The sequence below is a fragment of the Streptomyces sp. NPDC003035 genome, from assembly GCF_042888285.1.
Classification (GTDB): domain Bacteria; phylum Actinomycetota; class Actinomycetes; order Streptomycetales; family Streptomycetaceae; genus Streptomyces.
The window spans coordinates 958201-972669 of the sequence record NZ_JBIAPJ010000001.1 but is presented as its reverse complement, the minus strand read 5'-3'; the positions used below and the strand labels follow the sequence as shown (position 1 = coordinate 972669).

The 14469-nt window shown below is 72.4% G+C and carries 12 protein-coding genes; 8 read left to right on the top strand and 4 right to left on the bottom strand.

What is annotated here, in order from left to right; translation table 11 throughout:
* The first annotated feature begins 19 nt into the window (after nucleotides 1-19).
* The 7 genes from ACFYV5_RS04320 (at nucleotide 20) to ACFYV5_RS04290 (ending at nucleotide 8110) form a co-directional block, all read left to right on the top strand.
* Nucleotides 20-583, top strand: coding sequence for a winged helix-turn-helix transcriptional regulator (locus ACFYV5_RS04320; RefSeq protein WP_389164146.1), 564 nt, complete (start codon nucleotides 20-22; stop codon nucleotides 581-583).
* Nucleotides 580-1500, top strand: a complete 921-nt coding sequence (locus ACFYV5_RS04315) for a ketopantoate reductase family protein (RefSeq protein ID WP_389164144.1) — start codon at nucleotides 580-582, stop codon at nucleotides 1498-1500. The genes ACFYV5_RS04320 and ACFYV5_RS04315 overlap by 4 nt, the downstream gene beginning before the upstream one ends.
* A 73-nt stretch (nucleotides 1501-1573) precedes the next feature.
* On the top strand, nucleotides 1574-5158 hold the full coding sequence (locus ACFYV5_RS04310) for a DUF4132 domain-containing protein (protein WP_389164141.1): 3585 nt from the start codon (nucleotides 1574-1576) through the stop codon (nucleotides 5156-5158).
* Nucleotides 5155-6252 (top strand): AAA family ATPase, encoded by a 1098-nt coding sequence (locus ACFYV5_RS04305; protein WP_389164138.1) that lies wholly within the window; start codon nucleotides 5155-5157, stop codon nucleotides 6250-6252. The genes ACFYV5_RS04310 and ACFYV5_RS04305 overlap by 4 nt, the downstream gene beginning before the upstream one ends.
* A complete protein-coding gene (locus tag ACFYV5_RS04300; RefSeq protein ID WP_389164134.1) occupies nucleotides 6249-6800 on the top strand; it encodes a DUF5682 family protein in 552 nt (183 codons plus the stop codon). Before ACFYV5_RS04305 ends, ACFYV5_RS04300 begins: the two co-directional genes overlap by 4 nt.
* A complete protein-coding gene (locus ACFYV5_RS04295; protein WP_389164131.1) occupies nucleotides 6754-7920 on the top strand; it encodes a DUF5682 family protein in 1167 nt (388 codons plus the stop codon). The genes ACFYV5_RS04300 and ACFYV5_RS04295 overlap by 47 nt, the downstream gene beginning before the upstream one ends.
* Nucleotides 7871-8110, top strand: coding sequence for a hypothetical protein (locus ACFYV5_RS04290; protein ID WP_389164128.1), 240 nt, complete (start codon nucleotides 7871-7873; stop codon nucleotides 8108-8110). The genes ACFYV5_RS04295 and ACFYV5_RS04290 overlap by 50 nt, the downstream gene beginning before the upstream one ends.
* A 72-nt stretch (nucleotides 8111-8182) precedes the next feature.
* Here the strand turns inward: ACFYV5_RS04290 and ACFYV5_RS04285 are convergent, their stop codons facing one another.
* From ACFYV5_RS04285 to ACFYV5_RS04270, 4 genes are all read right to left on the bottom strand, one after another.
* The gene (locus ACFYV5_RS04285; RefSeq protein ID WP_389164125.1) at nucleotides 8183-9526 is read right to left on the bottom strand and encodes a sugar ABC transporter permease; all 1344 of its coding nucleotides are present in this window, start codon (nucleotides 9524-9526) and stop codon (nucleotides 8183-8185) included.
* The gene (locus tag ACFYV5_RS04280) at nucleotides 9523-10302 is read right to left on the bottom strand and encodes an ATP-binding cassette domain-containing protein (RefSeq protein ID WP_355109962.1); all 780 of its coding nucleotides are present in this window, start codon (nucleotides 10300-10302) and stop codon (nucleotides 9523-9525) included. Before ACFYV5_RS04280 ends, ACFYV5_RS04285 begins: the two co-directional genes overlap by 4 nt.
* A 27-nt stretch (nucleotides 10303-10329) precedes the next feature.
* Nucleotides 10330-11421: a substrate-binding domain-containing protein gene (locus ACFYV5_RS04275; protein WP_355109964.1), complete on the bottom strand. Its 1092-nt coding sequence runs from the start codon at nucleotides 11419-11421 to the stop codon at nucleotides 10330-10332.
* Nucleotides 11422-11581: 160 nt separating this feature from the next.
* Nucleotides 11582-13666 (bottom strand): SpoIIE family protein phosphatase, encoded by a 2085-nt coding sequence (locus ACFYV5_RS04270; protein WP_389164121.1) that lies wholly within the window; start codon nucleotides 13664-13666, stop codon nucleotides 11582-11584.
* 155 nt (nucleotides 13667-13821) lie between these two features.
* On the opposite strand from ACFYV5_RS04270, the gene ACFYV5_RS04265 reads away from it, so the two are divergent.
* On the top strand, nucleotides 13822-14469 hold the full coding sequence (locus ACFYV5_RS04265; RefSeq protein ID WP_389164118.1) for a class I SAM-dependent methyltransferase: 648 nt from the start codon (nucleotides 13822-13824) through the stop codon (nucleotides 14467-14469).

Genomic DNA, 14469 nt, shown 5'->3' with positions numbered 1-14469 from the left:
TTACGCTACCGTCTGCGCCATGCCCCTTCCGCGCGACTACAGCGGTCAGACCTGTGCCCTCGCCCGTTCCATGGAGATCGTCGGCGAGCGCTGGACCCTGCTGATCGTTCGGGACGCCTTCTACGGAGTCCGGCGCTTCGGGGAGTTCGCCGCCCATCTGCGCCTCCCCCGGGCCGTCCTCACCGACCGGCTCACCACCCTCACCGAGGCCGGTGTCCTCCAGCGCCTCCCGGACACCGGGCGCCGCGAGGTCTACGGCCTGACTCCCAAGGGCGTGGCGCTCTGGCCCTCCGTCCGCGCGCTCACCATCTGGGGCGACGAGTTCTACGCGGCGGAGGGCGGCCCCCGTCGTGTCTTCCGCCACGCCGACGACGACGCCCCTCTCGCGGCGGACGGCCGCTGCAACGGCTGCGGAGCGCCGGTCGAGGCCCGCGACACCCTCGTGACCCCCGGCCCCGGGCTCGCCCCCGCGGCCGAGGACGACGACCCGGTGACGGCGGCCCTCGCGCGCCCGCACCGCCTGCTCCGACCGCTGCTCTATCCGCCCTCATCGCAACGCTCCAAGAGAGGTTCCCCCTCATGAAGATCCTGGTCGTCGGCGCCGGAGCCACCGGAGGCTTCTTCGGAGCCATGCTGGCCCGCTCCGGACAGGACGTCACCTTCCTGGTCCGCCCGCACCGCGCCGCCGTGCTCCGCGAGCGCGGACTGCGCGTCACCGGCCGGGACGAGGAGTGGTCCCTGGAACCCCGGCTGCTCACGGCCGGCGAACTGACCATCCCGTACGACCTCGTCCTCCTCTCGGTGAAGGCCACCGCCCTGGAGCAGGCGATCGAGGACATCGCCCCGGCCGTCGGCCCCGACACGGCGATCGTGCCGCTGCTCAACGGGCTCGCCCACATGGACGCTCTCAACGCCCGCTTCGGCACCGCACCGGTCCTCGGTGGAGTCGCCAAGGTGGTCACCACCCTCAGCGACGAAGGGGACATCGTCCGCCTCGCACCGATCGCCCATCTGACGATCGGTGAGCAGGACGGGTCCGCCTCCGCGCGCGTGGAGAAGATCCGGGCGGTGCTGAGCGAGGCGGGCATCGACGCCCTGGTGCCCGAGGACGTGACGGCCTCGATGTGGCACAAGTGGGTCTTCATCACCACCTTCGGGGCGGTGACCGGTCTGATGCGCGGGACTGTCGGCGAGGTCAACGCCGTCCCGGGCGGTGTTCAGCTGGGCCCGGCGGTCCTGGCGGAGGCGGCGGCGGTGGCGGCCGCGGCGGGACATCCCGTACCGGAGTCCGAACGGGCCGCGACGCTGGGCATCGTGATGGCGACCGGTTCCTCGATGGTGCCCTCCCTCTACCGTGATCTGGTCGCCGGGCGCCCGACCGAGGTCGAGCACCTCTTCGGCGATCTGGTGGCCCGTGCCCGGGCCCTGTCGGTGCCCACTCCTCTCCTCGATCTGGCGACGCTGCACCTGCGCGTCCACCAGGCACGGGTCATGAGCTGAGGCCCCGACCCCGTTGTCAGAGGTGCCCGTTACTGTGCGGACAACTGATCGACCGGGGAGATGGGGAGGGCCCGTGCGCCGCTGGGAGTACGTGGGGGACGGCTCGGACAAGTTCTGGGAAGCCGAGTCCGTGGGCACGTCGGTGACGGTCCGTTTCGGACGTTGCGGGACCGACGGGCAGACCCGCGTCAAGGAGTTCGACACCCCGGAGGCGGCACGGGCCTTCCTGGTCAAGGCCATCGCGGAGAAGGAGCGGAAGGGCTACAAGGAGACGCCCGAAACCTCCGAAGCCCCCAAGGTCCCCGAAGCCTCCGAACCCCCTTCCCCAGCCCGGCCCGACGAGGACACCTTCCTCCTGCCCGCCGCCTGGAAGCGGAATCTGCACCCGCGGCGCGGGGGCGTCCGGCGTACCGTGCCCGCGATCGACACGGACGCGGGCGGGAAGCTCCGGCAGTGGCTCGCGCGGGACGCCGACGTGATCGAGCGCCTGCTCGGCTCCGCGAGCAGCGATCCCTCGCTCGTCGAGGCGGCCCGCGGCCACCGGGACGGCACGCCGAACGCCGTCGGCGCGGCGGTGCTGGCCCGGATGGTCAACGCGCAGGACGACGGCTACGCGACGGTCGCGGACGCCTGGGCGGCGGAGTTCGGGCTTCCGTTCGCCGCCTGCGCCGCCGTCGAGCTTCAGGAGACGCAGAACGAGTGGCAGCAGAAGAACAACCGTAATTTTCTCGTCGGAATCCGGTGGGAGCCGGAGGGCTCCGGCACCTGGGGGCGCAAGACCTCGCGGGTGGCGCTCGACCGGGTCCGGGCCCTGCTGGCGGTGGCGGACGAGGCCACCTACCGGGTCGCGGTCGACGCCCTCGCCTCGCACCGGCACAGCGTCCGCAGGGCCGTCAGCGTGTCGTTCCTGGTCCCCACGGAGCGGGCCTGGGTCGACGAGTGCTGCGCGCGGCGGACGGAGCGGGCCCACGCCGAGGTCGAGGTACGGAAGATGCTGCTCTGCTCGCTCGGCACGGCCGAGCAGGTCGCCCTCTTCGGCGAGCGGTGCGACCTCGGCTGGCGCGGCTGGAACCCGGCCGTCGTCGCGACCCTCGCCGAGGGCGTGGGGGCGGCGATGGCGCCCCTGCTCGCCGGTGAGCTGGACCGCGAGTACATCGACACGGACGAGACCAAGGCCATGGCCGCCGCGCTGAGCGAGCTCCCGTCCGACGCCGCCTTCCGCCATCTGATCGACCGCAGCGAGAACAAGCACGTACGGACGGCCGCGGTGGCGGCGGCACGACGCTTCCCGGCGCGGGCCGTCCGTCTCCTGGCGGAGGCCGCGCGCGGTACGGACGAGAAGGCCACGACGGCCCGACGGATGCTGCACGCACAGGTGGCCGCCCACCGCGAGACCGCGCTCTCCGTCCTGCCCGAGCTCCCCGCCGAACTCGCCGAGATCGTCGCGCCGCTCGCCCATCAGGAGGGACGCGTCGACGACGTCGCCCCGGAGTCGCTGCCGGAGCTGCTGACCGCCCCACCGTGGACCCGCCCCCGCAAGACCGTCGAGCCCCGGGTGGTGAGCGGACTCGTCGCCCCGCCGGACGCCCGCATCGTGTGGCAGCCGGGCGAGCAGCGGCTCTGGGCGACCGCCGAGTCCTGGGTCACCGGCTGGGAGCCGTACCGGCCGATGGAGGAGCTGATCGAGCAACTGCGCTCGGGCCGGCTGAGCTCCTGGCACGACGTGGCGGTGTTCACGTACGGTCCCGTCGAGGACGTCCGGCCGCTGCTCGCCGAGTGGAACGGTGGCGAATCCGTCTACGACGGCCCGGACACGTTCAAGCCGCTCGTCGCCCGGCACGAGCTCGCCGCGCTTCCGCCGGCGCTGCGGATCGCCGCCGCCAACCCGACGTCCCTGGCGCCGCTCCTGATGCCGTTCGTCGATGCGGCCGTGGCCCGGCTGATGGCGGACTGGCTGGAGCGGCTCAAGGTGGCCGGGAAGACCGCCACCGCCTGGTTCCTCCGGCACGGCGCCGATGCGGCGCGGCTCCTCGTGCCCGACGCCCTGGGTGAGCCGGGTGCGGCGCGGACCGCCGCCGAGCGGGCGCTGACGCTGATCATGTCGGCGGACGGCGCCGACACCGTCCGCCGGGCGGCGGTGGAGTACGGCGAGGAGGCGGCCGAGGCGATCGAGGTCCTGCTCGACTCGGATCCGCTGGAGGCCGCGCTGCCCGCGCGGATGCCGCAGCCGGGCACCTGGGCCGATCCGGCCGCCCTTCCGCAGCTCGTGACGACCGCCGGCGGGGCCCTCCCTTCCTCGACGGTCCGTCATGTCCTCACCATGTTGGCGGTGTCCAAGCCGGGGGCGCTGTACCCGGGCGTGACGGTCGTCAGGGAGCTCTGTACGAGGGATTCCCTGACGGCGTTCGCCTGGGCGCTGTTCGAGGAGTGGCGGCTCGCCGGGATGCCCGCCAAGGACGCGTGGGCGCTGCACGCCCTCGGCTGGTTCGGGGACGACGAGACGGTCCGCGCGCTCACCCCGATCATCCGTGCCTGGCCGGGCGAGGGTGCGCACCACCGGGCTATCGACGGCCTGGAGGTGCTGGCCGCGATCGGCACCGATGTGGCGCTGCTGCATCTGCACGGCATCGCCCAGCGGGTGAAGTTCAAGGCGCTGAAGCTCCGCGCCCAGGAGAAGATCGCCGCCGTCGCCGCCGAGCTGGGCCTGACCGGTGAGCAGCTGGCGGACCGTCTGGTGCCGGACCTCGGTCTGGACGCCGACGGCAGCACGGTGGTCGACTACGGCACCCGGCGCTTCACGGTCGGCTTCGACGAGCAGCTCCGGCCGTTCGTACGGGACGAGGGCGGCCGGCGCCTCAAGGATCTCCCCAAGCCGGGCGTACGGGACGACGCGGAGCTGGCCCCGGCCGAGCGCAAGCGGTTCTCCGCCCTGAAGAAGGACGCCCGGACGATCGCCTCGGACCAGGTGCGGCGCCTGGAGGAGGCGATGGTGACCCGGCGCTCCTGGACGGGGGCGGAGTTCCGGCAGCTGTTCGTGGAGCATCCGCTGGTCTGGCACCTGGTGCGACGCCTGGTCTGGCTCGGCGAGGCCGAGGGGACGGTGACCGCGTTCCGGGTCGCCGAGGACCGTACGTACGCCGATGGCGAGGACGAGACGGTGTCCGTCGCCGACGACGCGACCGTCACCCTGGCCCACCCCCTGCTCATGGGCGAGGCCGAGCTCGAGACGTGGTCGGAGCTGTTCGCCGACTACGAGATCGTGCAGCCGTTCCCCCAGCTCGGGCGGCCGGTCTTCGCGGTCACGGAGGAGGAGGCGGCCGGCGCGCGCCTCCAGCGCTTCGAGGGCGTGACCGTGCCGGTCGGCAAGCTGCTCGGGCTGCAGAAGCGCGGCTGGGAGCGGGGGGAGCCGCAGGACGCGGGCGTGGAGCGGTGGTTCTCGCGCCGCATCGGGCCCGAGTGCTACCTGGTGATCGCACTGGACGAGGGCATCGCGGTCGGCATGATCGACCAGTTCCCGAACCAGACCCTGGAGACCATCTGGCTGGACAAGCAGCCGGGTGACCATTGGGGGAGGCGGGAGTACACGCTGACGTTCGGGGACCTGGATCCGGTGACGGTGTCCGAGCTGCTGGCCGACCTCACGGAGGTGACCTCGTGAGCACCGCGGAGCAGCATCTGCAGCGGCCGCCGGCGGAGGTCCGGTACGCCGAGGAGCTCGCGGCTCTGCGGGCCGGAGACACCGATCACCGGCCGCCGGGCTGGTGCTTGAGTCTGCGCGCCGCGCGCCGGTTCGTCGTCGGTGACGAGGAGGCGGGCGTCAGCCGGAAGATCGTCGGCGACACCGCTCTGGTCGAGCGGGCGCTGGTGACGCTGGCCACCAACCGCGGGCTGATGCTGGTGGGCGAGCCGGGCACGGCCAAGTCCCTGCTCTCCGAGCTGATCGCGGCGGCGGTCAGCGGCGACTCCACCCTGGTCGTGCAGGGCGGGGCGGCGACCACCGAGGACCAGATCAAGTACTCCTGGAACTACGCCCTGCTGGTCTCCGAGGGGCCGTCGACCCGCTCGCTGGTGCCGGCGCCGATGCTGCGGGGGATGCGGGAGGGCCGCCTCGTACGGTTCGAGGAGATCACCCGCTGCCCGCTGGAGGTACAGGACTCACTGTTGTCACTGCTGTCGGAACGGGTGGTCGCCATACCGGAGTTGGAGGGTCCGGACGGTATGGCCTTCGCCCGGCAGGGCTTCAACGTGATCGCGACGGCGAACACCCGGGACCGGGGCGTCAACGAGATGAGCGCCGCGCTCAAGCGGCGCTTCACCTTCGAGACCGTCTTCCCGATCCCCGACCTCGACACCGAGATGGCGCTCGTCGAGGCGGAGGCGACGGCCCTGCTGCTCCGCTCGGGCGTGCCCACGGCTCCGGACCGGGACGTCATGGAGGTCCTGGTGACCACCTTCCGGGAGCTGCGTTCGGGAGTCGGCCACGACGGCTCCGGGAAGGACCGGCTCTCCTCGGTGATGAGCACGGCGGAGGCCGTGTCGGTCGCCCACGCGATGGGCGTACGGGGGTGGTTCCTGCGCGGAGAGCCGGGAGACGCGGCCGACCTGGTGACCTGTCTCGCGGGCACGGCGGCCAAGGACAGCCCGGAGGACCTGGCCCGGCTGCGCCGCTATCTGGAGCAGCGGGTCGCCGGTCGGCGCGGTGCGCAGTGGAAGGCTCTGCACGCCGCCCGTCATCTGCTGGCGGGCGGATGACGGTCACGTTCCTGGGCGTACGACACCACTCCCCCGCCTGCGCGCGGCTGGTGGTCCGCACCATCGAGGAGCTGCGGCCCGCGCACGTCCTGGTGGAGGGGCCGGCGGACCTCAACGGGCGGATCGACGAGCTGCTGCTCGGCCATGAGCTGCCCGTCGCGGTGTTCAGTCACTACCGGGACGAGGAGCGCGCGGCCACGTCCTGGGCGCCGTTCTGCGACTACTCGCCGGAGTGGGTCGCGCTCACCGCGGGCCGGGCGGCGGGCGCGGAGGTGCGGTTCATCGATCTGCCGGCGTGGCACCCGGCGTTCACCGGGCGGACCAACCGGTACGCGGACGCCGAGGCGCGCTATGCCGAGGCGACGAGCCGGCTGTGCCGCCGCTTCGGCGTCGACTCGGTGGACGCCTTGTGGGACCGGATGTTCGAGTCGGCCCCGGAGACCGGTCAGGGGCTCGCCGCGCGCGGGGGGGCTCGCCGCGCGCCTCGCCGCCTATTTCGACGTGGTCCGCGGCGAGGCCGTCGCGGACGAGGGCGACCAGGCGCGTGAGCGATACATGGCGTCCTGGGTGCGGGCGGCCGTGGCCGGCGCCGGGGAGCGGCCCGTTCTCGTGGTGACGGGCGGGTTCCACCGTCCGGCCCTGCGCACGCTGGTGGAGGCGGGCGGTCCGAAGGCGGAGGGCGGCTGGCCGGACGTACCGGCGCCGCCGGACGGGGCGATCGGTGGCAGCTTCCTCGTTCCGTACTCCTTCCGGCAGCTCGACGCGTTCGCCGGCTATCAGTCCGGGATGCCCTCCCCCGCGTACTACCAGCGCCTCTGGGAGGCGGGTCCGCGCGCCGCCGGGCAGGACCTGGTGCGCGCCGTCGTGGAGCGGCTGCGCGCCCGGAACCATCCGGTGTCGACCGCCGCTCTGATCGCCGCGCACAGCACCGCGTCCGGCCTGGCGGCGCTGCGAGGCCACCCGCTGCCGACCCGCCTCGACCTCCTCGACGGGCTGGCCGGCACGCTCGTCACCGACGCCCTCGACGAGCCGCTGCCGTGGACCCGGCGCGGACCGCTGAGCGAGGGCGCCCACCCGGTCGTCGTGGAGATGGTGGCCGCCTGCTCCGGCGACCGCGTCGGCCGGCTGCACCCCGACACGCCCGTGCCGCCGCTGGTGCACGACGTCGCCGCCCGCCTCACGGCCCTCGGCCTGGACGGCGCGCGGACCGTGACCCTGCGGCTCACCGACCCCGCCGACCTGACCCGCAGCCAGGTGCTGCACCGCCTGCGGGTGCTGCGCATCCCCGGCTTCGCGCGCGTGTCGGGGCCGGCCGACGGCACCGACCCGGTCTTCACCGAGCGCTGGGAGCCCGCCGCCGGTACGGGCCGCGAGGCGGCGTCCGGGCGGGTTGGACACGCTCGCCGCCGCCCTGCGGGGCAGCCGGGGCGAGGTCCGCCACCTGAGCGCGTTCGTCCGGGGTACGGGCGGCGGGCTGGTCCTCGACCCGATGGCGGTCCTGACCGCCGAGGGGGTGATCGTGCCCGACCTGGCTCCGCCGCCGGTCACGCGGCACCGCCTCGCCCCGACCGTGGCCGGGCGCCCGGAGGACCCGCTCACGGGCGCCATCGAGGCCGCCTTGTCCTGCCTGGCGGCCGCGGCCGCCCGGGGTCTGCGGCACCTGCCTGAGGGGGCGCTGACGGGTGTCGAGGAAGCGGCGAGCCGACTGTCCCGGGTCGGCCTCGCCACGGCGGCGGCGCTGGTACGGGCCTTCCCGGCCGCGCTGCGCGGCTCGGGTCCTGCGGCGGCCGTCGGCCCCTGGGTGGAGGCGCAGATCCACCTCGTGACCGCGACGGAACTGCGCTCCCGCGCGCTCTGACGGCGTCAGGCGCGGCTCTCCCACGCGCTCCGGCAGCGGTCAGGTGTGGTCCTCCCGCGCGCTCTGACAGCGTCAGGCGCGGCCCGCGGCCTTCTGGCTCCTGCGGGACAGGGAGTCGACGACCACGGCGGCGAGCAGGACCGACCCGGTGATCATGAACTGGACGGCGTTGCTGACACCCATGATGTTCATGCCCGACTGGATGGAGCCGATCACCAGCGCGCCGAGGAGGGCCGACCAGACCGAGCCGCGTCCGCCGAACAGACTCGTACCGCCGATGACGGCCGCCGCGATGACGTTCATCAGAAGGTTGCCGCCGCCGGAGGTCTGGCTCGCGGACTGGATCTGCCCGGCCAGGAAGAGGCCGCCGACCGCCGCCATCGTGCCCGCGATGGTGAAGACGCTCATCCGGACGAACGCCACGCTGATACCGGCCCGGCGCGCGCCCTCGATGTTGCCGCCGACGGCGAAGATCTGCCGCCCGTACGACGTACGGCGCAGTACGAAGTCCAGGACGACCAGCAGGATCAGGAAGATCAGCAGGGCCAGTGGCAGGCCCTGGTAGCGGTTGAGGATGTAGGCCGCGACGAAGGCGATCGCGGCGATGACGACCGTACGCAGCACGATCTCCGCGACCGGCCGGAACGGCACCCGGGCGGCCCGGCGGCGCCGGGCGTCCAGGAGCGAGGCCGCGAGGAAGAGCCCGACACCCACGGCGGCGGTCACATAGGCGGTGGCGGGGCTGTGGAAGATGGTCGAGTAGAGCCGGGAGACGATGGTCTCGCTGGGGATGTTGACCGTGCCGCTGGTGCCGAGCACCTGGAGCATCAGGCCGTTCCAGGCGAGGTTGCCCGCGAGGGTGACGACGAACGCCGGCACACCCACCTTGGCGAAGAAGAAGCCGTGGATGAGCCCGACGGCGGCTCCGCCCGCGATGGCGACGAGGAGCGCCAGCCACTCGTTCATGCCGTTCAGGACGTTGAGCACGGCGAAGATGGCGGCGCACAGGCCGCTGACGGAGCCGACGGAGAGGTCGATCTCGCCGAGCAGCAGGACGAAGACGATACCGACGGCGATCATGCCGGTGCCGACGATCTGCTGGCTGAGGTCGGAGAGGTTCTGGGCCGAGAGGAACGCGCTGTCGAGGGTGCCGAACACGGTCCAGATGATGATCACGGCGACGACGACGGGGAGGGAACCCAGCTCGCCGCTGCGCAGCTTGCGCCGGAACTCCCCGAGGTACCCCCGGATGCCCTCCTCACGGACGAGCAGTCGGGTGTCGACCGCGGGCATCGCCTCGGATGCCGGTTCCTGGGCGGAAGCGTCGTCGGGACGCGCGGAGCGGTCGCGGTCGGGGCTCGCGGAGCCGTCGCCGTCGTCGGGGCCTCGGCCTCTGTCCCCTCTGTCCCGTCTCATCGCTCCTCCTCCCGCTTGCGGGCCTGGCGGCGGGTGACGGCGCTGTCGGTGGCCCCGGTGATGGCGGAGATGATCTCCTCGGTGGTCGTGGAGCGTTTGTCGAAGAACCCGTTGTTCCGGCCGAGGCGCAGCACCGCGATGCGGTCGGCGACCGCCATCACGTCCACCATGTTGTGGCTGATCAGGATCGTTCCTAGACCGTGCTCGCGCAGCCGCTCGACCAGGTCGAGCACTTCGGCGGTCTGCTCCACACCCAGGGCGGCCGTGGGCTCGTCCAGGATGACGACCTTCGGTTCGCCGATCAGGGACCGGGCGATCGCGACGGTCTGGCGCTGGCCGCCGGAGAGCGAGGCGACGGGGATCCGGACGCTGGGGATGCGGATGGAAAGGGTGTCGAGCAGTTCGCGCGAGCGCCGCTCCATCCGGACCTCGTCGAGCACGCCGAAGCGGCGCAGTTCGCGGCCGAGGAAGAGGTTCCCGACCACGTCGAGGTTGTCGCACAGCGCGAGGTCCTGGTAGACGGTGGCGATGCCGAGGTTCTGGGCGTCGTGGGGCCGGTTGATGCTGACCGGCCGGCCCTGCCACGCGATGACGCCCTCGTCGGGCGGGTTCACTCCGGCGATCGCCTTGACGGCGGTGGACTTCCCGGCGCCGTTGTCACCGACGAGCGCGACGACCTCGCCGGGGTGGACCTCCAGGTCGAACTCCGACAGCGCCTGGACGGCGCCGAACCGCTTGGAGATCCCCCGCAGGGTGAGCACAGGTCCTTCCGGCATGGTCAACCGCCTCCTCCCAGGCCACGGCTACTGGAGTCCGGCCTCCTTGCATGCTGCGGCGTAGGTGGGAGTGCAGATCTCCTCGACCGTGTACAGACCGTCCTTGACGACCGTGTCCTTGATGTTGTCCTTGTCGACCACGACGGGGGTCAGCAGCGTGGCGGGCACCTTCTGGCCGCTGCCGCTGGTGACGGTGGTGGGCGTCAGGGAGTCGGGCAGTTCCTTGCCCTCGGCGAGGTTCACGGCCATCGTGGCGGCCGCGTCGGCCTCGGGCTTGTACGGCTTCTCGACGGTGATCGTCTGGGTCCCGAGAAGGATCCGCTGGATCGCGTCGAGCTGGGCGTCCTGACCGGTCAGCGGGACGTTGATGCCGGCCGCCTTGAGGGCGGTGGCGATGCCCGCCGCCAGGCCGTCGTTGGCGGAGTAGACGCCGACGATGTTCTCCTTGCCCAGGGCGCTGATGGCACCCGACATCTGCTGGTTGGCGTTGTTCGGGTCCCAGTTGGGGGTGTCGTACTCCTTGCCGATCTTCACCTTGCCGTCGAGGACGGAGTGGGCGCCGGCCTTGAACTCGGCCGCGTTCGGGTCGGTCGGCGAGCCGTTGTGCATCACGATCTGGCCGGTGTCGGCCTTGTCGCCGAGCGCGTCGAGCAGTGCCTGGCCCTGCAGCTCGCCGACCTTGCGGTTGTCGTACGAGACGTAGGCGTCGACGGGGCCCTGCGCGAGGCGGTCGTACGCGACGACCTTCACGCCCGCGTCATGGGCCTTCTGCACGGAGGACTGGATGGATTTGGCGTCCACCGCGTCCAGGATCAGCACCTTGTTGCCCTTGGCGAGGGCCGTGTTGACCTGCTGTTGCTGGGTGGTGGCGCTCTCGGCGGCGTTGTAGTAGTCGATCTGGGCCTCGGGCGCCAGTTCCTTGATCTTCTGCTCGATGTACGGCCGGTCGAACTTCTCGTACCGGGTGGTCTTGCTCTCGGGCAGCAGCAGTCCGATCTTGACTTCGCCCTGCGCCGCGCTGCCCGCGCCCGGCTGGGCCGCGCCGCTGGTCGCCACGGCACCGAGCGAAAGGGCGGCGGCTCCGACCAGGGCTATCGCACCGCGCACTGTGCGGGTCATGGGGGGCTCCTTCCGTACGCCCCTTTCCCTTCACCCGAAGAGCGCGGGGAACGAGGGTGCACATATCGCCTTAATACGACATTAGCCGCAACCCAGGGACCGGCAAGCGGGTGACATCGCCGTACGCACCGCCGCACAGCCGTCACAGACGGTGGCCGCCTTACGGAGTGGAGGCCTCGTCCGCTCCCAGTTGCGCCCACACCGTCTTGCCCTCGTCGGTGTGCCGCACGCCCCAGTTCTGGGCGAGGGTGGCGCAGATCAGCAGACCGCGGCCGCCCTCGTCGACGGCTTTGGCGTGGCGGAGGTGCGGGGCGGCCGGGCCGGCGTCGCTGACCTCGCAGATCAGGCCGTCGTGGTCGGTGATGAGGCGCAGCGTGATCGGGGCGGCGCCGTAGCGTACGGCGTTGGTCACGAGTTCGCTGACGACGAGCGACGCCGTGAAGGGATCGACGGGGTGTCTCCACTGCCGGAGGCGTTCCTCGACGTGCGTCCGCGCGGTGCCGACGGCCGAGAAGTCGAAGGGGATGTTCCATTCGGCCAGTTCGCCCGGCGGCAGGTGCCGTGTGCGAGCCAGCAACAGGACGCGGTCGGGCGACAGAAGCCGCTCCACGTCGTCCGCCATCTCCTCCGGATCGCGTTCCGGACGGGCGAGGGCGCGCATGAGGTCCTCCGGCCGCGGCCCGTCGTCGCCGGATGCCGGAGGGGAGGCCATGCAGAGGGTGCTGCCCTCGGGCAGGTGCTGCGTGGAGCAGGCGAAGGGCGGCCCTTCCGCGCCGAGCAGGGGCCCGTCGTCGACCGGCTTCGTGTCGGCCGATCCGTCGGGGCGGACGATGGCGAACAGCGAGGTGCCGGCGCGCGCGATGTCGAGTCGTCCGCTGACGGGGTCGTGGACGGCGATCGTGCAGCTCGCTGTCGGGTTGTCGCCTGCGGGCGCATTCTCGTGTTCGGCGGCGAGCCGGAGGGTGGTGGCGTGCAGGCGGGCGAGCAGTTCGTGCGGGTCGAGATCCAGCGTGGTCAGGCTGTGTACGGCGGTGCGCAGACGGCTCATGGTGGCGACGGCGCTCAGGCCCGGGTACGCGACCTGGCCGACGACGAGGGCCACGCGCGCGCCCGGCAGCGGGATGATGTCGTACCAGGAGCCGGCGCCGCTGCCGCCGGGCCGGTGGCGCTGGGCGACGTCGACGGCTCGCTGGGTGGCCTGCTCCTGGTGCAGCGGCCAGCTCTGCAGCGCGGTCATGACGATGTGCTCGCGGGTGAAGCGCAGAGCGTTCTCCAGGCAGGTCGCCGTACGGGCCGCGATGGCGTCGGCGAGATCGAGGTCGTCCGGGCCGTACGGTTCGGAGTCCTCCGCGCGCTGGAAGGCGACGGCCCCGAGGATCTGTCCTCGTACGGCCAACGGCGCCACGAGCCGCGTGCCGATGGACGCGCCCCGGCCGTCCAGCGGGAGCAGGGAGGCCGCCGTCGGCAGTTCGCTTCCGAAGATCCCCGGGAGCAGGAGGGATCCCGCCTCCGGGACCTGGGGGCCGGCCTCCGTCCTGCCGGTCGCGGCACAGCGCAGCAGCGGAGTCGCGTCCCGGGGCTGGAGGCCGGGGTCCTGCCCCTTCAGTACGACGTCGGTGAGGGCGACGACGACGGATCCGGCGAATCTCGGCACCGTCACGTCCACCAGCTCCTGCGCGGTGCGCTCGACGTCGAGGCTGGAGCCGATCCGCTCGTGGGCGTCGTGCAGGAGGTGGAGCCGGGCCTGCGCGCGTTCGCGTTCGGTGACGTCGGTGCTCGTGACGACCACGCCGAGCACGTGGCCGGCGCGGTCCAGGAGGCGGTGGGCGGACGTGGAGAAGACGTGCTCGCTGCGGGGGTCGACCGGCGGACGTCCGGTGACCAGGTGATCGAGCGCCGGGCGGCCGGTGGCGAGGACGTCCCGTAGGAGGTGCTCGTCGACGACCACCCCGGCGGGGGCGTACGCCTCCGCCGCCGGCCGGCCGACGATCTGCTCCTCCGGGATGCCCCGGACGCCGACGGCGACCGTGTTCACGCGGACGACGCGCAGGTCCGTGTCCAGGACGTGGAGTCCTACGTCGGACTGGGTGAACACGGCGTCCAGCACCGCCTCGTCCCAGGGACCGGTTCCGTCGGGCTCCGACCTGCGGACGTCCTGCTCCGGCCGGCCGCGGCGGTCGGCATCCGCCGGGGCCTCGTGGGCGGTGCGCCCGTGGCGCTCGTGGCGCTCGTGGTCCGCGTTCACTCATTCACTCCCGTACGTCCCCGACCGTCCGTCAGGCGTGCCGGCCCACCTGCCCGACCCCACGAGCTTCACCCAGATCGACGGCGCGCGCGAACGGACCACCAGGCCGCGCCCGCCCCTGACGGCCCCCGGGGCCAGGAACTACTGTCGCGAGCATGGTCGAACACGATGCTCTCAGTGCCACCCTCGAGGCCTACGACGCTGCTGCCCCCACCTATGCGCGACTGTTCCGGGACACGCTCCGTGACAGTCCCCTGGACCGCGCGATGCTGGGTGCCTTCGCCGAGGCCGTCCGTGCGAGCGGGGACGGTCAGGTCGCGGACCTGGGCTGTGGGCCTGGCCATGTCACCGCTCATCTGGACGAGCTGGGGCTGACGGCGTTCGGTGTCGACGCCTCTCCCGCGATGATCGAGTTGGCCCGACAGGCCTATCCGGACCTGCGGTTCGACCTGGGCTCCATGGCGGCGTTGGACATCGCCGACGGCGCGGTGGGCGGCGTACTCTCACGGTGGTCCATCATCCACACTCCACCGGATGAACTCCCCGTCGTCCTGAAGGAGTTCCACCGCGTGCTGGCGCCTGGCGGCCACCTTCTGGTCGGCTTCTGGGCGGGCGATGATCCGTCGCACCCGACGCAGGTCTTCGATCACGCCGTCGCCCCGGCCTACCGGTGGTCGCCCGATCACCTCGCCGCGATGCTGCGCACGTCCGGGCTGGCCGAGGTGGCCCGGATGGTGCGCGAGCCTCAGCCCACCGACCGACGGCAGTTCCAGGAGATCCACCTGCTCGCCCGTAAAGCCTGA